Origin of the sequence: Methylobacterium sp. 13MFTsu3.1M2 (assembly GCF_900112625.1) — a bacterium.
GTDB lineage: Bacteria > Pseudomonadota > Alphaproteobacteria > Rhizobiales > Beijerinckiaceae > Methylobacterium.
On sequence record NZ_FOMM01000033.1, the window covers coordinates 46,225 to 67,519 of the forward strand.

Here is a 21,295-nt window from a genome sequence, read left to right on the forward strand (position 1 = left end):
GAGCACGCTTCGACGAATGCGTGGAGAAACGCGCGGAGGAACGCACGCATGGCCGACGACCTGAACGGACTCTCCGACAAGGCCCTCTCGATCCTCGCCTTCGCGGCCTATCACCGGCTCGTCAGCGGCGAGACGGTCACCTCGGTGATCCGCCGTGACGGCGCCGGCCACGAGGCCGACCCGGAGGGCGTGAAGGAGCTGGAGGGGCGCGGCCTCGTCACCGCCGGCGAGAGCGCCATCGACCTCGGCGAGACCGCGCAGGCGGCGGTCGAGACGATGGTCACCGCCCTGCGCCGGGAGGTCGGCCGCTGAGTGCGGCATCCCGGCCGTGGAAACCCGGGAACGCGCCCGCCGCCGGGCGCCTTTCCCCGCATCCACGCCCTCATTCACGCTCATATCCACGATGGAGACGCGCATGACCGCCAAGGCGAAGGTGAAGACCGGGGACGACGTCACCTACAAATGGGGCAAGGGCACCGTCTCGGGTGAGGTGACCAAGGTCCACACGCGGGACGTGGAGAAGACCATCAAGGGCAACACGGTGAAGCGCGAAGCCTCGAAGGCCGAGCCCGCCCTCGAGATCAAGACCGCCAAGGGCAAGACCGTGCTGAAATCGGCCTCTGAGGTCCGGGTCAAGTCGGCGTAAGCGCGCAACCTTCGCGTGCCGTGATCTTGCGCACATCGCTTTCTGCTTAAGGTCTCGCCGGAAGCGGGGCGGCGGCTATCTGTAACGGTTCCAGCCTTGGAAGCCGGGACCCCCGCATGACCATTCCCCTCAGGCTCACCCTGAACGGGCAGCCGCGCGAGATCGCCCTCGACGATCCGCGCGTCACCCTCCTCGATCTCCTGCGCGAGCGCCTCGGTCTGACGGGCGCCAAGAAGGGCTGCGACCGCGGCCAGTGCGGCGCCTGCACGGTCCTGGTGGACGGGCGCCGGATCAACAGCTGCCTGACCCTCGCCGCGAGCCTCGACGGCGCCGAGATCCTGACCATCGAGGGGCTCGCCGAGGGCGACCGGCTGCACCCGGTCCAGGCGGCCTTCATCGCCCATGACGGCTTCCAGTGCGGCTTCTGCACGCCGGGCCAGATCATGAGCGCGGTCGGCCTGATCCGCGAGGGCCAGGCCGGCACCGATCCGGAGCGCATCCGCGAGGGCATGAGCGGCAATCTCTGCCGCTGCGGCGCCTACGCGGGGATCCTGGACGCCGTGCAGGACGCGGCCGCCCGGACCTCGGAGCAGCGGGAGGACGCGGCGTGAGGACCTTCGACTACATCCGCCCCGCGAGCGTGCCCGAGGCCGTGGCGGCCGGCCAGCAGCCGGGGACCGCCTTCCTCGCCGCCGGCACCAACCTCGTCGACCTGATGAAGGGCGGTGTCGCCACCCCGGAGCGGGTCGTCGACATCACCCGCCTCCCCGGTCTCTCGGCCATCGAGCGGCTGCCGGACGGCACCGCCCGGGTCGGGGCTCTGGTCCGCAACAGCGACCTCGCCCACGACCCGGCCTTCGCCAAGGCCTACCCGATGGTGGCCGAGGCCCTGCTGGCCGGCGCCTCGGCGCAGCTGCGCAACGCCGCCACGGTCGGCGGCAACCTGATGCAGCGCACCCGCTGCCAGTACTTCACCGACGCGGTCTCGCCCTGCAACAAGCGCGCGCCCGGCTCCGGCTGCGCGGCCCTGGGGCACGCCACCCGCATCCACGCGGTCCAGGGCTGGAGCGAGCACTGCATCGCCACTCACCCGTCCGACTTCTGCGTGCCGCTCGCCGCCCTCGACGCGGTGGTCGAGATCGCCGGGCCGGACGGTGCCCGGGAGGTGCCGCTCACCGCGTTCCACCACCTTCCCGGCGACCACCCGGAGCGGGAGACCGAGCTGCGACCCGGCGAGCTGATCACCGTCCTGCGCCTGCCCCCCGAGGCGGCCGCGTTCCGGGGTAATGCCCGCTACCTCAAGGTCCGCGACCGCACCTCCTACGCCTTCGCGGTGGTCTCGGCGGCGGCCGCCCTCACCCTGGAGGCCGGAGGCCGGATCGGCCAGGCCCGGCTCGCCCTGGGCGGGCTGGCGCTCAAGCCCTGGCGGGTGGCGGAGGCTGAAGCCGCGCTCGCCGGGCAGGCACCCTCCCCCGAGGCCTTCGCGAAGGCCGCCGAGGCCGCGCTCGCCGGCGCCAAGCCCACCGGTGAGGCCAACGCCTTCAAGGTCGAGCTCGCCCGCCGGGTGGCGATCCGCGCGCTGACCCAGGCCGCCGCGGGCACGCCCGCCCGGATCCCGGCCCTCCCCGCTTCCCCGTTCGGCATCGTCTGACCCTGCCCCGGTCGGCGGCTCCAGGGCCGTCTTTGCGAGCGGAGCGAAGCAACCCAGGCGGCGCCACGATGCCCGGTGTCGCGCTGCCCTGGGTCACTTCGCTGCGCTCGTGATGACGGAGCGGGTCACCGCAACCGAAGGCTTCAACCGGAACCCTTTGAGGAGACCCGCATGACCGCGACCTCCACGCCCGCCCCGAATCTCCCCGCCGGCGCGATCCGGCACGGCTCCAGCATCGGCCAGCCGCTGACCCGGCGCGACGGCCCGCTCAAGGTGACGGGCCAGGCCCGCTTCTCCGCCGACAACCTGCCGCCCGGAACCCTCCACGCGGCGCTCTGCGTCGCCCGGATCGCCCGCGGACGCGTCACCGGCCTCGACGTGGCCGCCGCCGAGGCGCATCCCGGCGTCGTCGCGGTGATGCGGCCGGGGCACGCCCCGACGCTCGCCAAGGACCCGGACGCCAAGGACGGGCCGTTCACGTTCCGCCTCGACCTCCTGCAGAACGACCGCGTCCGCTACGCCAACCAGCCCATCGCCGTGGTGATCGCCGAGACCCTGGAGGCGGCCACCGAGGGCGCCCGGCTGCTCGCCCCGACCTACGCGGCCGAGACGCCGCGGATCGGGCTCGATTCCGGCGAGGCCTTCACGCCGGATTCGGTCGGCGTCGGCGCGCCGCCCGTCGAGACGGACGGCGATGTCGAGGCCGGACTCGCGGCCGCGTCCAAGACGATCGCCGCCACCTACGAGACGCCGGCCCAGTACCACAACGCCATGGAGCCCCACGCGGCGGTGGCGAGCTGGGACGGGGACCGGCTGACGCTGTTCATGCCGACCCAGGCGCTCGCCATGTCGCAGGCAAGGCTCGCCGGGCTGTTCGGCATCGGCCCCGACGACATCCACATCGAGAGCCCCTATCTCGGCGGCGGCTTCGGCTCGAAGGGCGTCCCCGCCGGGCCGCAGGTGCTCGCCTGCATGGCGGCGAAGCTCGTCGGCAGGCCGGTGAAGCTCGTCCCGACCCGGACCCAGATGTACGGCCCGACGGGCCATCGCGGACCGACCCGGCAGACCCTCCGGCTCGGCGCCGACGCCTCCGGCAAGCTGACGGCCCTCGACCACCACATCCGCACCGCCTCGTCGAGCTTCGACGACTTCTTCGAGCCGGCGGGCCGGGCGACCAGCACCCTGTACGCGAGCCCGGCCATCGCCATCCGGCACGAGGCCGTGCGCCTCGACACCGGCACGCCGCTGTTCATGCGCGCGCCCGGCGAGGCGTCCGGCAGCGTCGCCCTGGAGAGCGCGCTGGACGAGATGGCCCACGAACTCGGCATGGACCCGCTGGAGTTCCGGCTCGCCAACTACGCCGAGGTCGAGCCGATCACCGGCAAGCCGTTCTCCTCGAAGGCCCTGCGGGACTGCTACCGGCGCGGCGCCGAGGCCTTCGGCTGGGTCGGTCGCCCGCTGCAGCCCCGCCAGACCCGCGACCGGGACGGGTTCCTGGTCGGCACCGGCATGGGCACCGCTACCTTCCCGGCGCTGATCTTCGAGGGGATGGCCCGGGCCGAGATCCGCGCCGACGGCACCGGCACGGTGGAGCTCGGGGCGATCGACATGGGCCAGGGCTCGTGGACGGCGCTCGCCCAGATCGCCGCCGACGGCCTCGGGATCGGGATGGACGCCCTCACCTTCCGGATGGGCTCGTCAGACCTGCCGAATGCCGGCATCGCGGGCGGCTCGGGCCACACCGCCACGGCGGGCGGCGCGGTCCACGCGGCGGCCGGCGACGTGATCCGGCAGCTCGCGGAGCTCGCCACCAACGACCCCGCCTCCCCGCTCTACGGCGCCGGCAATGCCGGCGTGACCGCCGCGGGCGGGCGTCTGACCCGGCGCGACGACCCGGGCCGGAGCGAGTCCTTCACCGACATCCTCCGGCGGGCCGGCCGGTCGCGCATCGAGGGCCAGGGCAAGGCCGGCGCCGACCCGGCCGCGCAGGCCTCCTACGCCATGCACGCCCACGGCGCGGTCTTCGCCGAGGTGAAGGTCGATCCCGATCTCGGCCAGATCCGCGTGAGCCGCCTCGTCGGCGCCTTCGCGGCGGGCCGGGTGATCAACCCGCGCCTCGTCCAGAGCCAGTATTACGGCGGGATGATCTGGGGCCTGTCCTTCGCCCTGCACGAGCGGGCCGAGATGGACCCGCGCACCGGCCGCTTCCTCAACGACAACCTCGCCGAGTACCACGTGCCGGTGAACGCCGACGTGCCCGCCATGGAGGCGATCCTGGTCCACGAGGACGACGCGGTGGTGAACAACCTGGGCGTGAAGGGGGTCGGCGAGATCGGCATCACCGGCACGGTGGGCGCCATCGCCAACGCGGTCTGGCACGCCACCGGCGTGCGGGTCCGCGAGATGCCGATCACCCTCGACAAGCTGCTGGGCTGATCCAGCGCTCCGGTCGCGTGGAACCGGTCCCGGGCGCGTCGCGCCGCCCGGGTTTTTTTAGTATGGGGCATGCCACCCGGCGGCCGGCGGCCGCCGCAGCAGCGCGGAGACCGGCATGCCCCTCACCAGCGACATCGGCGGCGTCGTCCCGATCGCGCCGACCCCGTTCCATCCGGACGGCCGGATCGACGAGGTCTCCCTCGACCGGATGACCGACTTCTTCGGGGCGGCCGGCGTCGACGGCCTGACGATCCTCGGCCAGCTCGGCGAGGCCGGCAAGCTCGACCACGCGGAGGGAATCGCCGTGGCGCGGCGCGTCCTCGGGCGCACACGGCTGCCGGTGATCGTCGGGGTCACGGCGCCGGGCTTCGCGGCCATGCGGTCGCTCGCCCGGGAGGTGATGGAGCTGGGCGCGGCCGGGGTGATGATCGCGCCGCCCAACACGCTCCGCACCGACGACCAAGTGGTCGGCTATTTTCGGAATGCCGCCGAGGCCGTGGGTCCGGACGTGCCCTTCGTGCTTCAGGACTATCCCCTCACCTTCTCGGTCCAGATGACCCCCGGCGTGATCCGCCGGATCGTGTCGGAGAACCCCTCCTGCGTGATGCTCAAGCACGAGGACTGGCCGGGGCTGGAGAAGATCTCGACGCTGCGCGGCTTCGAGGCGGACGGCTCGATGCGCCACATCTCGATCCTGGTCGGCAACGGCGGTCTGTTCCTCGATTTCGAGACCGAGCGCGGCGCCGACGGGGCCAATACCGGCTACGCCTTCCCGGAGATGCTGGTCGACGTGGTCCGCCTCGGCCGGGCCGGCGAGCGCGACGCCGCCCACGACCTGTTCGACGCCCACCTCCCCTATCTCCGCTACGAGCAGCAGCAGGGCCCGCTGGGGCTCGCGGTCCGCAAATACGTGTTCATGCGCCGGGGGATCTTCGCGTCCGACGCGCAGCGCAAGCCGTCGCAGGCGCTGACCGCGCAGGCGAAGGCCGAGGTCGAGTACCTGCTGGCCCGCCTCGCCCGCACCGACGCGCGGGCCCGTCTCGCGGCCTAGACCGCCCCCGCCGCGCCCTGCCCCGGCCGGAAGGCCGGGGCCCTCGCTCAACCCGCCGCGGCTGCCGGGTTGCGTTCGGCGCGCGACGGCTCACTCGAGCCTGTAGGCGATGACCGAATCGCCCGGCGTGGTTCCGAGCGAGCCGTGCCCGCCCGCTGCGATCACCACGTACTGCCGGCCGTCCCGGCCGCGATAGGTCATCGGGGTGGCCTGGCCGCCGGCCGGCAACGTCGTGGTCCACAGGACCTCGCCGGTCTGCATGTCGTAGCCGCGGATGCGGTCGTCGAGCGTGGCGGCCGTGAACGCGACGCCGCCCGCCGTGGTCAGGGTGCCGCCGTGGGCCAGCATGCCCATCTCCAGGGGAAGCGGGACGGCCAGACCGCCGACCTTCTGCCCCGCGACCGTGCCGTTGCGGCGCTTCCAGGCGACGGTGCCGTCGGCGAGATTCACGCCGACGCGCACGCCCCAGGGCGGCGCGCTGCAGGGGATGCCGAGGGCGGAGCGCATGTGCGCGATCGAGATCGCGTAGCGGCCGCCGAGATTCTCGTTGACCGGGCTCGCCTCGGGATCGGCACCGAGGAGGCGCCTCTCCGGCTCGCCCGGCGGGCGCGGGAGCAGGCGGTAGATGTAGGGCAGGTATTGCGGCGTCGCGATCATCCAGTGATGGACCGGATCGACCGCCACCGATCCCCAGTTGAACACCCCGATATTGCCGGGCCAGACGATCGCGCCCTCCGAAGCCTGGGGCGGCGTGAACGGGTTGCCGTCGTAGCGGTTCGACCGGAAGGCGAGGCGGCACTGGATCTGGTCGAAGGGCGTGACGCCCCACATGCCGGCCTCCGTCAGCGGCGCCGGCGTGAAGCGGAGGGACGACATCGGCTGGACCGGGGACGGCGTCTCCCCCGGGATGTCGGTCCGGGTCGAGACCGGAACCTCGGAGACCGGCCGGACCGGGGCGCCGGTGCGGCGGTCGAGGACCCAGACGTTGCCGACCTTGGTGGGGATCAGGATCGCCGGCACCGTCCCCTCGCCCTGCGGCAGGGTGAGGAGGACCGGCTGGGACGGGTTATCGCGGTCCCACAGGTCGTGATACGCGGTCCGGAACGCCCAGCGCAGCGCGCCCGTCTCCAGATCCAGCGCCGCCAGGGCGTCGATGAGGGCCTCGTCCGCCTTCGACCGGGCCACGCCCACCTGATCGGGCGCCCGGTTGCCGAACGGCACGTAGACGAGCCCCAGCGCCTCGTCGGCCGAGAACTGCGTCCAGGCCACCGCCGAGTTGGGCTCGTACGACTCGCCGGGCCGCAGCGGCGCGGTCGCGTCGGGCTTGCCGGCGTCGAACTTCCAGACGATCGCGCCGGTGCGCACGTCGAAGGCGCGGATCACGCCCGAGGGGTTGTCCGCGTAGTAGTTGTCGGCGATCGCGCTGCCGAGGACGATGAGGTTCCGGGTCACCAGCGGCGCTGAGGTCTGCTGATAGGCGGCGCGCCGGAGGTTCGGCATCTGCGCCTTCAGGTCGACGAACCCGTCCGCCCCGAAGGTCCTGCACGGGGCGCCGGTCTCGGCGTTCAGCGCGTAGAGGCGGGCGTCGACCGAGGCCGCGATGATCCGGCGCGGGCACTCGGCGACCGCGGCCGCGACGGCGGCGGCCCGGTCGGCGTCGGTCTCGGCGGGCGGCGCGTAGCCGGCCGAGTCGTTGTAGGACACGCCGCGGCAGGTCTGGTGCTGGTACTGGCCGTCCCGCGCCATCTTCGGGTCGAAGGCCCAAACCAGCCGGCCGGTCTCGGGCTCCAGGGCCTGGACGATGTTGTGCGGCGTGCAGAGGTAGAGCAGCCCGTTCACCTTGATCGGCGTGGCCTCGAAGGTGAATTCCTTCGGATCCGCCCGGCTGTCGCCGCGCAGGTCGCCGGTATGGTGCTCCCAGGCCACGGCGAGGCCCCGGACATTGGCGGTGCCGATATCCGCCAGCGCCGAGTAGCGCTGGCCGAGATTGGTGCCGCCGTAGGCGACCCAGTCGTCGGCCGGATAGGGAACGCCGCTCGGATCGACGGCGGCCGGCCCCGCCCCCGCGACCTTCGGCAGGCTGCCCCGCGTCTCGACCGGGTCGACGAACCAGGACTCGGCGCCCGAGGCCGCGATCAGCAGGACGACGACCCGGAGGGCGAGCGGACCGTTCCCGAGACCGGGCCTCCAGGGCCGTTCGGGCGCGTCGCGTAGGCGCCGCACCACGGAGGGCAGGCAGAGCACGAGCCCGACGAGGAGGAGCAGGCCCCCGCGCGGGATCCATTGCCACTTGTCGAATCCGACCTCGCTCACCGTCCAGGCGAAGGCCGCCGCCAGCACCAGGGCGTAGATCCGGAGGCCGTTCTGGCGTCGCCGGACCAGCTCGACGCCGGAGACCAGCACGCCCAAGCCCAGGGTCACGTAGAACCAGGACCCGCCCGCGAGGGCCAGTGTCAGACCGAAGCTCGCGAGAGCGAGCCCGAGCAGCGCGATCGACAGCGCTATCGTTCCGAGTGCCACGGCGGTGGTATCCGCTTCCTGAGCCGGCCGGTCACGGCGGCGCCGGAAGCTGAGCCCCCACGGCGCCGCCGCATGCCCGACGGCTTATCGCCGCCGTAGCTGTCCCAAGGCTGGACAAGGCTGCCGGGCGCCGCCGCTCACGCCCCGGCCCGGTCCTCCGGACGCAGGGTGACCCTGTCGCCGTCGCGCAGCGAGGCCGGCGGGCCCACGACGACGCGCTCGCTGCCGTTCAGACCGTCGCGCAGCTCCAGGAGCGTGCGGGTCTGGCGGAAGATCGTGACGGGGCGCATCCGCACCACGCCCCCCCCGTCCCCGGCCGCCTCGACCACGGCCACGCGGGTCCCGTGCTGGTCGAAGATCAGCGCGTCGTTCGGCACCGTCACGGCGGGCGAGACCCGCGGGATCTCCAGCGTGATCGTGATGTAGAGTCCCGGCCGCAGCGCCCCGTCGGGGTTGGGGATGTCGACCTGCGTGACCAGCGTGCGCGCGGCCGAGAGCAGCGTCGTCGACGAGCGCGAGACCGTGCCGGGGAAGATCCGGCCCGGGATCTGCGCCACCTCGACCGAGGCGGCCAGCCCGTCGCGGACGCCGTCGGCGGCGTAGAGCGGCACGTTCACCGCCATGCGCAGCACGTCGTCCCGGTTCAGCGTGAGGAGCGGCGCCCCCGTATTCGTGTCCGCCGTGACCGCGTCGCCGACGTCGTTGTTGCGGGCCGTCACCACCCCGTCGAAGGGCGCGCGGATCTCCTCGAAGCCGGTCAGGACCTTGAGCCGGGCGACCTGCGCCTCCTGGGCGGCGATGTTGGCCTCCGCGACCTTCACGGCGGCCCTGGCGGCGTCGACGTTGGCGGTCTGCGCCAGCACCCCGGCCTGGGAGGTGTCGGCGTTCTGCCGGGTCTCGACCCCGGTGCCGGCGAGCGTCGAGGTCCGCCGGTTGGTCACGTCGGCGAGGTGGCGGTTGGCCTCGGCCTGATCCACCATCGCCCGCGCCTGGATCAGCGCCGCCTGGAGCTGCAGCACCTGCGACTGGGCCTGGACCAGCTGCTGATCGAGGTCGGGCGCGCTGATCCGGAACAGCAGGTCACCCGCCTTCACGTGCGAGCCGATATCGACCTTGCGCTCGACGATGTAGCCGGTCGCCCGCGGGTAGAGGTTCGCGATGTCGAACGCCTGGGTGGTGCCCGTCTGGGTCAGGCTCAGGGTGTCGGAGGCCCGGGCCGCGGCGGTGACCCGCACGGTCGGCGGTTTCGCCTCGGCGGCGGGCGGACTCGCCGCGCGCGACGCGTCCGGCCACAGGCGGTATCCGAGGACGCCGAGGCCCGCCAGCGCCAGCAGGGCGAGCCACCGGCGGCCGCCGCGGGCGGGCGGGACGGTTCCGTCCGTGGCTGAACTGTCCCGGTCCGCCATCCTCGCCCTCGGGTCGCGCCGCGCCTGAACCGCCGCCTCGGCGCCCGGCCGGGACGCGTGCGCCGCCGTATTCAATGCGCCGTCTTCAATGCATAGACCGCGCGCGGGCTCCGGGCGAGATGCCGCAGCGCACAGCGCGGCCCGCCCGCGGATCCTCCGAGCACGCGACCGGTTTCCCTGCCACGGACTCAGGGACCCACCCACGATGACCGAGATCTCCAGGCGCGCCGTCATCGCAGCCGCCGGCGGCGCGATGGCCGCGTCCTCCGCCGCGGCGCAATCCGCCGGGCCGGCCCCGCGCCTCCCCGAGCGCGGCGGCAAAGGCGCCGACATCCTGGGCCCGCAGAACCGGCCCCGCGCCGCCGAGGAGCCGTTCACCCTGGCGCCGCCCGCCACCGACCACGGCACCATGCCGAACCTGAAATGGTCCTTCGCGGACAGCCACATGCGGCTGGAGGAGGGCGGCTGGGCGCGCCAGACCACGATCCGCGAGTTGCCCGTCTCCAAGGCCATGGCCGGGGTCAACATGCGGCTCAAGGCCGGCGCGGTCCGCGAGATGCACTGGCACAAGGAATCCGAGTGGGCCTACATGATCAAGGGCAAGGCCCGGATCACCGCGGTCGACCAGGACGGGCGCACCTTCGCGGACGATGTCGGCGCGGGCGACCTCTGGTACTTCCCGGGCGGCATCCCGCACTCCATCCAGGGACTCGCCGCCGACGGGATCGACGGGTGCGAGTTCCTGCTCGTCTTCGACGACGGCGGTTTCTCGGAGGATTCCACCTTCCTGCTCACCGACTGGCTGGCCCACACGCCCCGGGACGTGCTCGCCAAGAATTTCGGCCTGCCCGAGAGCGCCTTCGCCAGGATCCCCGAGAAGGAGCTCTACATCTTCCCCGGCCCGAAACCCGGCCCGCTCGCGGCCGACAGGATGGGCGGCTCCGGGCCGGTGCCGAAGACCTTCAGCCACCGCATGCTGGCACAGGAGCCGGTCCGCACCCGGGGCGGCAGCGTGCGCATCACCGATTCCACGGTGTTCCCGGCTTCCGTGACGATCGCGGCGGCCCTGGTCGAGGTCGAGCCCGGGGGGCTGCGCGAGCTGCACTGGCACCCGAACAGCGACGAGTGGCAGTACTACCTCTCCGGCCAGGGCCGGATGACGGTGTTCGGCTCGGAATCGAAGGCCCGCACCTTCGACTACCGGGCCGGCGACGTCGGCTACGTGCCCTTCGCCATGGGGCACTACATCGAGAATACCGGCGACACGACCCTGACATTCCTGGAGATGTTCAAGAGCCCGCGCTACGCCGACATCTCCCTGACGCAGTGGCTGGCCCTGACCCCGCACCCCCTGGTTCAGGCCCATACCGGGCTGGATCCCGAGCGCCTTGAGGCCCTGCCGGAGACGAAGTCCCCCGTTGTGCCGGGTTGACGCGCCCGGGAACCCGGACCGATCCTGGCGCGTCGACTCGCACAAGCGTTTCCGAAACCCGCTCGACTCTCGCACGGAGGGACCCATGCGTGCCGCGTCCCGCGCGCTCCTCGCCCTGGCGCTCGCCCTCCCGGCGGGCTCCGCCTCGGCGCAGGTGCAGCAGAACGACCCGAATGCCGCCAACGCCTCATTCGCCCTGCAGGGCCAGATCCGGTCGCTCAACCAGCAGCGGGTCTCGGACTTCAACACGCTGAACCAGACGTTCCAGCGCAACGTCCAGGCCGATTCCTTCGGGCCCTACCTGCCCTATCGGGGCGTCCGCGGGGATGTGTACCGGGGCCGCCATATCGGTCGCAACGGGATCGTGCGGCGGGGCGGCGGCCTCAACACGAGCGTCTGCACCGGCTGCTGACATCGGCCTCCGCGCCGCCGGGATATCCGCGCAGAGCGGGGAAAGCCCGAAAAAAACCTTTTCCCGCGGGCACGCTTCCCCCAGAAGCTGGGCCCATGGTGGCGTGCGCATGAATATCCTGCTGATCGGCTCCGGCGGCCGCGAGCACGCCCTGGCCTGGCGACTGGCCCAGAGCCCGCTCTGCACCCGCCTGTTCACGGCGCCGGGCAATCCCGGCACGGCCCGCCACGGGACCAACCGGCCGGACCTCAAGGTCACGGACCACGCGGCCGTCGCCGCCTTCTGCGCGGCGGAGGCGATCGGCCTCGTGGTGGTCGGGCCCGAGGCGCCCCTCGTCGCCGGCCTGGTGGACGACCTGAAGGCCGCCGGGATCCGCGCCTTCGGGCCGACCCGCGACGCCGCCCGGCTCGAGGGCTCGAAGGGTTTCACCAAGGATCTCTGCGCCGCCTGCAACATCCCGACCGCCGCCTTCGCGCGCTTCTCCGACCTGGAGCCGGCGCTGGCCTATGTCCGCCAGCAGGGCGCCCCGATCGTCGTGAAGGCCGACGGCCTCGCCGCCGGCAAGGGCGTCACCGTTGCCGAGACGGTCGACCAGGCCGAGGACGCGCTGACCGGCCTCTTCGCCGAGCCCGGCGCCGAGGTCGTGGTCGAGGAGTGCCTGTTCGGCGAGGAGGCGAGTTTCTTCGCCCTGTGCGACGGCACGCGGGCGATCTCCCTCGGCACCGCCCAGGACCATAAGCGGGTCTTCGACGGGGACCGGGGGCCCAATACCGGCGGCATGGGCGCCTATTCCCCGGCCCGGGTGGTCACCCCGGAGATCGAGGCCCGGGTCATGGCCGAGATCATCGCGCCGACGCTTGCCGGCATGCGGGCCCGCGGCTGCCCGTTCACCGGCATCCTGTACGCCGGCCTGATGCTCACCGCCGACGGCCCCAAGCTGATCGAGTACAACACCCGCTTCGGCGACCCCGAGGCGCAGGTGCTGATGCCGCGCCTCGCCTCCGACCTCGTGCCGGCCCTGCTCTCGGCCTGCGAGGGCGACCTCTCCGGCGTGAGCCTGGAATTCGATCCGCACCGGGCGGCCCTCACCGTGGTGATGGCGGCGGCCGGCTATCCGGGCGCCGTGGTCCGGGGCTCGGTGATCCGGGGCGTCGACGCCGCCGAGGGCGACGGGGTCCACGTGTTCCAGGCCGGCACCCGCGCCGAGGACGGGCAGCTGCTGGCCGATGGCGGCCGGGTCCTGGCGGTGACGGCCCTCGGCGACAGCGTCACGGACGCCAAGGCCCGCGCCTACGCGGCGGTGGCCCGGATCGACTGGCCGGAGGGTTTCTGCCGGCGCGACATCGGGTTCCGCGCCGTGGCGCGGGAGGCGGAAGAGGGCTGAGCGGCGCCCGCGTTCGACGCCGCGGCGGGCCGTGCGCCTCCCTGCCCCCGACGCCCGGGACGCCGCGGAGGCTGATCCGGGACCCGAGCCCGCGCGGTGCCGCGCAGCGTCCGGAAACCTCGCCTACTCCCCAACCGCCGCGCCGGCCGGCCGGCGATTGTCGTTGGCGCCGTAGAGCAGGCCCGGCCGCATCCGCTCCGTGCGCGAGGCGTCGTTGCCCGACGACGCGGCCTCCGGAGGCACGGGCGCCGCGGCCCGGACCGCGATGAGCTCCTGCGCCCCCCAGGGCCTCTGCTCGACGATCGTGTGGCCCATGCCCCTGAGGATGGCCTGGGTGTCCGCCGAGAGCGCGAAGGGCTCGGCGTAGACCGTGTCGGGCAGCCACTGGTGATGGATGCGCGGGGCGTCCACCGCCTCCTGCGGCTCCATGCCGAAATCGAGCACGTTGATCAGCGTCTGCGCGTTGATCGTGATGATCCGCGAGCCCCCCGGCGAGCCCGCCACCAGCGCGACCTTGCCGTCGCGCAGCACGATCGTGGGCGCCATGGACGAGAGCGGGCGCTTGCCCGGCTGGATCGCGTTCCTGGTCCCCTGCACGAGGCCGAACAGGTTCGGCACCCCGGTCTTGACGGTGAAGTCGTCCATCTCGTCGTTGAGGAAGAACCCCGTGTCGCCGGCGATCACCCCGGCGCCGAAATAGCCGTTGATCGTGTAGGTCAGCGCGACCGCGTTGCCGGCCTTGTCCATCACCGAGATGTGGGTGGTCTCGGGCCGCTCCCGCGGCTCCGGGCCGGGATCCGGACGGATCTCCGCCGACGGGGTCGCCCGGTCCGGGCGGATCGAGGCCCGGAGCGTCTCCGCGTAGGCCTGCGACAGCAGCCGGTCGACCGGGTTCTCCACGAAGGCCGGGTCGCCGAGCAGCAGGTTGCGGTCCGCGTAGGCGCGCCGCATCGCCTCGACCATCAGGTGCACGGTCCGGGCCGAGTTGAACCCCGCCGCCCGCAGGTCGTAACCGTCGAGGATGCTGAGGATCTCGCAGAGCGTGGTGCCGCCGGACGAGGGCGGGGGCGCCGACAGGATCATGGCGCCCCGGTAGCGGCAGGTGAGCGGCTCGGACTGCGTCACCGTGTAGGCGGCGAAGTCGGAGGCCGTCAGCAGGCCGCCGCCCGCCCGGGAGGCCGCCTCCACGGCCTCCGGGATCGCGCCCTTGTAGAACGCGTCCGCGCCGTGGTCGGCGATGGCCTGGAGGGTGCGGGCGAGGTCGGACTGGACCAGCCGGTCCCCGGGCCGCCAGGGGCTGCCGTCCGGGCGCAGGAAGATCCGGGCGACGTTCGCTTGGCCCGCGAACAGCTTCGTGCCGGATTCGAGGATGTCGGTGTCGCCCCGGGTCAGCACGAACCCGTCCCGGGCGAGCGCGATCGCCGGCGCCATCACCCGCGCCAGCGGCAGGGTCCCGTACGCGGCAAGGGCGGTGTTGAGGCCGAGCACCGTCCCGGGCACGCCGGCCGCCTTCCAGCCGCGCAGGCTCGCGCCCTTCACGACGTTGCCGGCAGCGTCGAGATACATGTCCCGGGTGGCGGCCGCCGGGGCGGTCTCGCGGAAATTGATGAAGCGGCTGCGCCCGTCGGCGCTGTGGAGCACCAGGAAGCCGCCGCCGCCGATGTTGCCGCAGCAGGGGTTCACCACCGCCTCGGCGTAGGCGACCGCCACCGCGGCGTCGACGGCGTTGCCGCCGGCCCTCAGGATGTCGGCGCCCACCTGCGAGGCGAGGCGCTGGGACGAGACCACCATCCCGTTCTCGGCCTCGACGGCCGGTCCCGAGGCGGAGCGCGCAGCGGGCGCGCCCAGGGCGAGCAGGGCCGTGAGAAGCAGCGCGCGTGCCGGTGCGATCATCCCTGCCCTCTCCGGTGCGGGTCCCGCGCCGTCATATAGGGGACCATGCGCTGGAGTCGCTGGACCCGTCCGATCACCGCATCCCGAGGGGCGGCGAAGCCGCCGCGAAGGAGCCTCCGAGGGCTCGCGAGACTTCCGGAGCCCCTCCGAGCCCCTCCGAGCCCGCTGCACAGCACCGCAGGATGAGAGGGGCGAAGGGCGGTGAGGGATCGGGCCGATCCGCCTCACTCGGTTTCGCTGGAACGGTTCGGTTGAGGTGCCCCTCTCCGTCATCACGAGCGCAGCGAAGTGACCCAGGGTCGCGCCACGTCAGGAAGCGTGGCGCTGCTGGATTGCTTCGCTCCGCTCGCAAGGACGGCGCCGCCGAAGGCCTCAGCCGTTGCGGAACGTGTAGCTGTAGCCGTTCAGCGCCGGCGCGCCGCCGAGATGGGCGTAGAGCACCTTCGAGCCCTTCGGGAAGAAGCCCTTCTTCACGAGGTCGATCATGCCCTGCATCGACTTCCCCTCGTAGACCGGGTCGGTGATCATCCCCTCGAGCCGGGCCGAGAGGCGGATCGCCTCCACGGTCTCCTTGGAGGGCACGCCGTAGACCGGGTAGGCGTAATCCTCGTTGAGAACCACGTCGTCGGCCACGATGTCGCCCGCGCCGACCAGGGCGGCGGTGTTCTGGGCGATGTCGAGGACCTGGGCCTTGGTCTGGGCCGGGGTGCAGGAGGCGTCGATGCCGATGACGTTGCGGGCGCGCCCGTCGGCCGAGAAGCCCACCAGCATGCCGGCATGGGTCGATCCGGTCACCGTGCAGACCACCACGTAGTCGAAGCGCAGGCCCATCTCGGCCTCCTGCCTGCGCACCTCCTCGGCGAAGCCGACATAGCCGAGCCCGCCGTACTTGTGCACCGAGGCGCCGGCCGGGATCGCGTAGGGCTTGCCGCCCTCGGCCTCGACCTCGGCGAGGGCCCGCTTCCACGAATCGCGGATGCCGATGTCGAACCCGTCATCCACGAGCTGCGTCTGCGCGCCCATGATCCGCGACAGGAGGATGTTGCCGACCCGGTCGTAGACGGCGTCCTCGTGGGGCACCCAGGCCTCCTGGATCAGCCGGCACTTCATCCCGATCTTGGCGGCGACCGCCGCGACCATGCGGGTGTGGTTCGACTGCACGCCACCGATCGACACCAGCGTGTCGGCGCCGCTCTTGATCGCGTCCGGCACGATGTACTCGAGCTTGCGCAGCTTGTTGCCGCCGTAGGCGAGGCCCGAATTGCAATCCTCGCGCTTGGCGTAGAGCTCGACGTCCCCGCCGAGATGCGCGGTCAGGCGCTTGAGCGGCTCGATCGGCGTCGGGCCGAAGGTCAGGGGATAGCGCTCGAACTTGTCCAGCATCGGGTCTCTCCGGGTCTCGGGGCGCGGCCGGGGGCAGCAGCGGTCTCGGTCCGCCCGGGCGCGTCGAAGCGAGGCCTCGGCGACGGCCCGGCGCGAGGCCCGGCTCCGTCTTCGAGGCGCGGGGAGAATCTACCCGATCCGGGATGAAAGGTGCTCTCGATCTTCGAGCATGAACAGAGCTTGACTTGCGCTGCTGACCAGGCTGGCTACGGAGTATTCCGGATTTCGCGCCGCGTCCGAAAGAATCATCCATGTCCGCAGGGCTCGATCGGATCGACCAGAAGATCCTCCGCCTCCTCCAGACGGACGGGCGCATGGCGAATGCCGAGATCGCCGAGCGGGTCGGCACCAGTGCGGCCACCTGCCATCGCCGGATCCAGCGCCTGTTCGCGGACGGGTTCGTGCGGGCGGTCCGGGCGCTGATCGATCCGATGCGGGTCGGGCGCGGCACCCTGGTCTTCGTCGGCGTCGTGCTCGACCGCTCGACGCCCGAGAGTTTCTCGGAGTTCGAGGCCGCCGTGCGGGCGATCCCCGCGCTCCTCGACTGCCACCTCGTGGCTGGAGACTTCGACTACATGCTGAAGATCCGGGTCTCCGACATGGCCGACTTCAATCGCCTCCACAGCGCCACGCTGATCGGCCTGCCGGGGGTGCGCCAGACCCGGACCTTCTTCGTGATGAAGGAGGTGATCGACAACGCGCCGCTCGATCTGTGAGGGCCCCCTACCCCTCCCCGCGCCGCGCCTTGCGCAGCGCCTCCCACCGGTCGAGGCGCTCGGCGAGCCGGGTCTCGTAGCCCCGCTCGGTCGGCTGGTAGAGGTGCTGGCGCCCGAGCGCGTCGGGCCAGTAATCCTGGCCCGAGAAGGCGTCGGGCTCGTCGTGGTCGTAGCGGTAGCCCTCGCCGTAGCCGATCCGCTTCATCAGCTTGGTCGGCGCGTTGAGGATGGTCCGCGGCGGCGGCAGGGAGCCCGCCTCCTTGGCCAGCCGCGTCGCGGCCTTGTAGGCCTCGTAGACGGCGTTCGATTTCGGCGCGCAGGCGAGGTAGATCGCCGCCTGGGCGAGGGCCAGCTCGCCCTCGGGGCTGCCGAGGAAGTCGAACGCGTCCTTGGCGGCGTTGGCCACCACCAGCGCCTGCGGGTCGGCGAGCCCGATATCCTCCACCGCCATGCGCACGAGCCGGCGGGCGATGAACAGTCGGTCCTCCCCGGCATCGAGCATCCGGCAGAGATAGTAGAGCGCCGCGTCCGGATCCGAGCCGCGCACGGTCTTGTGGAGCGCCGAGATCAGGTTGTAGTGGCCCTCCTGCGCCTTGTCGTAGATGGGCGCGCGCCGCTGCACGATCGCTTGCAGCGCCTCGGCGTCGAGGGTCTCGCCGGGGCGGGCCGAGCGCCAGACCTCTTCCGCCAGGGTCAGGGCCGCGCGGCCGTCGCCGTCGGCCATGCGGACCAAAACGCCGCGCGCCTCCTCGGTAAGCGGCAGGGCTTGGCCCGTCAGCGCCTCGGCCCGGACCAGCAGCCGCGCGACGGCGCCCGGATCGAGGGCCCGGAACAGCAGCACCCGGGCGCGGGACAGGAGCGCGGCGTTCAGCTCGAAGGACGGGTTCTCCGTCGTCGCGCCCACCAGCGTGACGGTCCCGTCCTCCATCACCGGCAGGAAGGCGTCGAGCTGGGCCCGGTTGAACCGGTGGATCTCGTCGACGAACAGCAGGGTCCCCTGCCCGGTCGCCCGCCGCTTGCGCGCCGCCTCGAACACCTTCCGCAGGTCGGGCACGCCGGAGAAGATCGCCGAGATCTGCTCGAAATGCAGGTCGGTGCCCTGGGCGAGCAGCCGCGCCACCGTGGTCTTGCCGGTGCCGGGCGGCCCCCAGAAGATCAGCGAGCCGAGCGTCCGTCCCCGCAGCAGGCGCGTGAGCGCCCCGCCCTCCCCGGTCAGGTGTTCCTGGCCGACGACCTCGGCGAGGGTCTGCGGGCGCAGCCGGTCCGCCAGCGGGCGGGCGGCCTCGGCGCCGGGGGGGCGGCCGGGATCCGGCGCGGCGGGTGTCTCCGCGGAGGCGAACAGGTCGGACATCCGCGCATCAACACCGGGCGCGGCCGGGGGCGCAAGCCGGGAGCCGGGGCTTGCCCACGGCCACGGACCTGGCGCCCCGCGACGGGATCAGCCGCCGAACACCGAGGTCAGGATCTCGCCGTTGCGGTTGATCGCGACCTCCCAGGAATTGAGGCTGTTGCGGGTGACCCGGTCGAGATCCTTCGTGGTCGCCATCGGCACGCCGTTGACCGCCACGATCACGTCGCCCTTCTGCAGCCCGACCCGGGCCGCGATGGAGTTCTCGTCCACCGCCTGCACGGCCACGCCCTCGGCCGGGAAGTCCACCTGCATCTCCTCGGCCACCGCCGGCGAGGTGTTGACGAGGGTCGCGCCGAGGAAGGGCGAGCGGGTCTTCACCTTGAGCGCGTCCCGGGGACGCGTCTCGGGCGCCGGGGCGAGCTTGACCGGGACCGTCTGACGGGTCGTGCCGCGCAGGATCCCGAACCGGGCGTGGCCCTGCACGCCCTTCAGGGCGAAGCGGTAGCCGAAGGCCTCCGGATCGGCGACCTCCTGGCCGTCGACCGTGAGGATCAGGTCGCCGCGCTTCAGGCCCGCCTCCTCGGCCGGGCTCTTGGGCTGGAGGCTCGCCACCAGCACGCCGGTCGGGTGGTCGAGGCCCATGCTGTCGGCGATGTCGGGCGTCACGCTCTGGATGCGCGCCCCGAGCCAGGGCCGGCGCACGACGTTCGCCCCGTCCCGGGCGGCGTCGACCACCGCCTTGACCATGCCCACCGGGATCGCGAAGCCGATGCCGTGGCTCCCGCCGGATTGCGAGTAGATCGCGGTGTTGATGCCGACGAGTTGGCCGCGCAGATCGACCAGCGCGCCGCCGGAATTGCCCGGGTTGATCGCCGCGTCGGTCTGGATGAAGTACTGATAGTCCGCCGAGCCGACCTGCGTGCGCGCCAGCGCCGAGACGATGCCCTGCGTCACCGTCTGGCCGACGCCGAACGGGTTGCCGATCGCCATCACGAAGTCGCCGACCTCCAGGGCGTCGGCATCGCCGAACGGCATCGGCACGAGGCCCTTCGGCGGCTCCTTGATCTTGAGCACCGCGAGGTCGGTGCGGGTGTCGCGCATCACGATCGTGGCCTCGAACTCGCGGCGATCCGCCAGGGCGATCCGCACCTCGTTCATGTTGTCGATGACGTGGTTATTGGTGATCACGAGCCCGTCGGCATCGACCAGCACGCCCGAGCCCAGGGAGCGCTGCGCCCGGTCACCCCGGGGGCCGCGGCCGCCCTCCGGCTCGCCGAAGAAGCGGCGCATGAACTCCTCCATGGCGCTGGTGCGCGCGCTGGAGCGCTTGTCCACGTGGGAGGCGTAGACGTTCACCACCGAGGGCGCGGCCCGCTTCACCACGGGGGCGAAGGAGAGCTGCACGTCGGCCTTGCTCAGCGGCACGACCTTCGCGGTGCCGTCCTTCGCGGGCTCCCGGGTCTCCGTCCGCGCCATCTGCGCCGCGGCCGGGCTGGCGGCCAGCAGGGCTGCGACGAGGGCGGGCAGGGTGAGGCGGGTCAGCATGCAGGGCTCCGGCGTCTGGGCGGGCGCGCCGTCCAGGCCGAGACAAGGCAGGCGCACCGTGCGGCCCCACGCTATCGAGGCCGATTGCGGCAGGTCGACGACACCTTCGCCGCAGGCGGGGCGTGTCGCCGTCAGACGGCTTCCTTGCTGCGCGCCCGCCGCTTCCCGGCGGGCTGCGGCGCGGGCTCGGCTTCGGGTTCCGGCGCCGCGGCGCGCGGCTGCCCGAGGCCCAGGGAGCGGGCGAGCTGCGAGCGCTGCTCGGAATAGCTCTGGGCCGTCATCGGGTAGTCCGAGGCGAGGCCCCACTTGGCGCGGTAGGCCTCCGGCGTCAGGCCGCGCAGGGTGAGGTGCCGGCGCAGCGTCTTGTAGGGCTTCCCGTCCTCGAACGAGATCAGGAAGTCCGGATTGATCGAGCGCCGGATCTCCTGCGCGGTCGCCTTGGCGATCGGCGGGCTCTGGCCGGCGTCGCAGACCCCCCGAATCGCCGCGTGCACCTCGTTGAGGAGGCCGGGCAGATCCGCGCTCTGCACGTGATTGTGGCTCACATAGGCCGAGACGATCTCGGAGGCGAGCGTGACGAGGCGGAGAGAGCCGCCGTTCGACTGGGCCATGTCTCGTGCGTTGCCTTCTCGTGATGACGAAACTCGCCAGAACGCAAGCACTGCGTCGCGATTCGGACGCCTGATACAATCGCATTCGCAAGAAGCGTCAAGTCTTAAATTCGGAACTGGGGTATACGGTCCCAAATAGCGTAATAAGAGCGATCTTGATCGCTCAACCTCAAGGAGTAATGCCTATCAGGGTCTCGCTTGTGCGCAATCGATATTGCCGATTTATCCCTGCGACCTGACGCGGCCTGCACTCTACAGCCGAAGGTGCGATGCGGTGCCGGCTATAGAGCTTACGAGGCCGTTTCTGCCCATCGATTGTGCATTCGCAGAGCGTCGCTGGCCGATACCTCAAAGCCGATAGGACAACCTCAACGACGCTTTGTGGCGACCGCACCTCGGCGGTGAGCGACGGAGGGTCTGGAAGCGGACCGACGGTGCGCCAGTGGCGCAACCTGATCGCGAACTCGCTCGGGCGTTCGGGCTCCGTCCGTGGCCGGACAAACGCAGAACCCGCCGCGCTGTTAAGCGCGGCGGGTTCTGTGTGTCGGATTTGGTTGCGGGGACAGGATTTGAACCTGTGACCTTCAGGTTATGAGCCTGACGAGCTACCGGGCTGCTCCACCCCGCGCCAAGTGTGTGCGGCTGGTCCGGGTGCACCGGCTCTGGTGAGCGCGGGCGGTGTCCGGGGCCGGATCGGTGTTCGTGGTGAGGGAAGGTGTGTGTCTTGCGATGGGCAGGTCTGGCGGCGACCGACTCTCCCGTGTCTTGAGACACAGTACCATAGGCGCTGGCGTGTTTAACGGCCGAGTTCGAGATGGGATCGGGTTCTGGGCACGCCGCTCAGGCCACCAGACCGGC

The 21,295-nt window shown here is 72.1% G+C and carries 17 protein-coding genes, 1 tRNA gene and 1 rRNA gene; 10 read left to right on the forward strand and 9 right to left on the reverse strand.

The window, feature by feature from the left end:
• Positions 1-48 precede the first annotated feature (48 nt).
• From BM314_RS26385 to BM314_RS26410, 6 genes are all read left to right on the forward strand, one after another.
• Positions 49-312: a hypothetical protein gene (locus BM314_RS26385; RefSeq protein WP_020095533.1), complete on the forward strand. Its 264-nt coding sequence runs from the start codon at positions 49-51 to the stop codon at positions 310-312.
• A 103-nt stretch (positions 313-415) separates the two neighbouring features.
• Positions 416-646 carry a hypervirulence associated TUDOR domain-containing protein gene (locus tag BM314_RS26390; protein ID WP_042673358.1) on the forward strand — a complete coding sequence of 77 codons (231 nt, stop codon included), beginning with the start codon at positions 416-418 and terminating at the stop codon, positions 644-646.
• A 116-nt stretch (positions 647-762) separates the two neighbouring features.
• Complete coding sequence (locus BM314_RS26395) at positions 763-1,257, forward strand: (2Fe-2S)-binding protein (protein WP_042673359.1); 495 nt, start codon at positions 763-765, stop codon at positions 1,255-1,257.
• The gene (locus BM314_RS26400; protein WP_091981313.1) at positions 1,254-2,297 is read left to right on the forward strand and encodes an FAD binding domain-containing protein; all 1,044 of its coding nucleotides are present in this window, start codon (positions 1,254-1,256) and stop codon (positions 2,295-2,297) included. Before BM314_RS26395 ends, BM314_RS26400 begins: the two co-directional genes overlap by 4 nt.
• Positions 2,298-2,468: 171 nt before the next feature.
• On the forward strand, positions 2,469-4,733 hold the full coding sequence (locus BM314_RS26405; RefSeq protein WP_091981315.1) for a xanthine dehydrogenase family protein molybdopterin-binding subunit: 2,265 nt from the start codon (positions 2,469-2,471) through the stop codon (positions 4,731-4,733).
• A 115-nt stretch (positions 4,734-4,848) separates the two neighbouring features.
• On the forward strand, positions 4,849-5,784 hold the full coding sequence (locus tag BM314_RS26410; protein ID WP_091981317.1) for a dihydrodipicolinate synthase family protein: 936 nt from the start codon (positions 4,849-4,851) through the stop codon (positions 5,782-5,784).
• Between the two features lie 90 nt (positions 5,785-5,874).
• On the opposite strand, the gene BM314_RS26415 is transcribed toward BM314_RS26410, so the two are convergent.
• Positions 5,875-8,304 carry a membrane-bound PQQ-dependent dehydrogenase, glucose/quinate/shikimate family gene (locus BM314_RS26415; RefSeq protein WP_091981320.1) on the reverse strand — a complete coding sequence of 810 codons (2,430 nt, stop codon included), beginning with the start codon at positions 8,302-8,304 and terminating at the stop codon, positions 5,875-5,877.
• Positions 8,305-8,441: 137 nt separating this feature from the next.
• Positions 8,442-9,710 (reverse strand): efflux RND transporter periplasmic adaptor subunit, encoded by a 1,269-nt coding sequence (locus BM314_RS26420; RefSeq protein WP_091981321.1) that lies wholly within the window; start codon positions 9,708-9,710, stop codon positions 8,442-8,444.
• A 205-nt stretch (positions 9,711-9,915) separates the two neighbouring features.
• On the opposite strand from BM314_RS26420, the gene BM314_RS26425 reads away from it, so the two are divergent.
• The 3 genes from BM314_RS26425 (at position 9,916) to purD (ending at position 12,938) form a co-directional block, all read left to right on the forward strand.
• Entirely contained in the window at positions 9,916-11,142 is a 1,227-nt protein-coding gene (locus tag BM314_RS26425; RefSeq protein WP_056529912.1) for an oxalate decarboxylase family bicupin, read from the forward strand.
• Positions 11,143-11,227: 85 nt separating this feature from the next.
• Complete coding sequence (locus BM314_RS26430; protein ID WP_020095542.1) at positions 11,228-11,554, forward strand: hypothetical protein; 327 nt, start codon at positions 11,228-11,230, stop codon at positions 11,552-11,554.
• A gap of 109 nt (positions 11,555-11,663) precedes the next feature.
• Positions 11,664-12,938 (forward strand): phosphoribosylamine--glycine ligase, encoded by a 1,275-nt coding sequence (purD, locus tag BM314_RS26435; protein ID WP_091981324.1) that lies wholly within the window; start codon positions 11,664-11,666, stop codon positions 12,936-12,938.
• A gap of 123 nt (positions 12,939-13,061) precedes the next feature.
• Here the strand turns inward: purD and ggt are convergent, their stop codons facing one another.
• On the reverse strand, positions 13,062-14,831 hold the full coding sequence (gene ggt / locus BM314_RS26440; RefSeq protein ID WP_091981325.1) for a gamma-glutamyltransferase: 1,770 nt from the start codon (positions 14,829-14,831) through the stop codon (positions 13,062-13,064).
• A gap of 372 nt (positions 14,832-15,203) precedes the next feature.
• Complete coding sequence (locus tag BM314_RS26445) at positions 15,204-16,214, reverse strand: 1-aminocyclopropane-1-carboxylate deaminase (RefSeq protein WP_091981328.1); 1,011 nt, start codon at positions 16,212-16,214, stop codon at positions 15,204-15,206.
• A 251-nt stretch (positions 16,215-16,465) separates the two neighbouring features.
• Between BM314_RS26445 and BM314_RS26450 the strand changes: the two genes are divergently transcribed.
• A complete protein-coding gene (locus BM314_RS26450; protein ID WP_020095546.1) occupies positions 16,466-16,930 on the forward strand; it encodes an Lrp/AsnC family transcriptional regulator in 465 nt (154 codons plus the stop codon).
• Between the two features lie 7 nt (positions 16,931-16,937).
• Here BM314_RS26450 and BM314_RS26455 read toward each other — a convergent pair whose 3' ends face one another.
• The 5 genes from BM314_RS26455 to rrf form a co-directional block, all read right to left on the reverse strand.
• Positions 16,938-18,281: a replication-associated recombination protein A gene (locus BM314_RS26455; protein ID WP_056529899.1), complete on the reverse strand. Its 1,344-nt coding sequence runs from the start codon at positions 18,279-18,281 to the stop codon at positions 16,938-16,940.
• An 87-nt stretch (positions 18,282-18,368) separates the two neighbouring features.
• A complete protein-coding gene (locus BM314_RS26460; RefSeq protein WP_042674063.1) occupies positions 18,369-19,826 on the reverse strand; it encodes a Do family serine endopeptidase in 1,458 nt (485 codons plus the stop codon).
• Between the two features lie 131 nt (positions 19,827-19,957).
• Complete coding sequence (locus tag BM314_RS26465) at positions 19,958-20,437, reverse strand: Ros/MucR family transcriptional regulator (protein ID WP_020095549.1); 480 nt, start codon at positions 20,435-20,437, stop codon at positions 19,958-19,960.
• Positions 20,438-20,988: 551 nt separating this feature from the next.
• Positions 20,989-21,065: transfer RNA gene (locus BM314_RS26470), tRNA-Met, on the reverse strand.
• Between the two features lie 109 nt (positions 21,066-21,174).
• Positions 21,175-21,290: ribosomal RNA gene (gene rrf, locus BM314_RS26475) — 5S ribosomal RNA — on the reverse strand.
• Positions 21,291-21,295 lie beyond the last annotated feature (5 nt).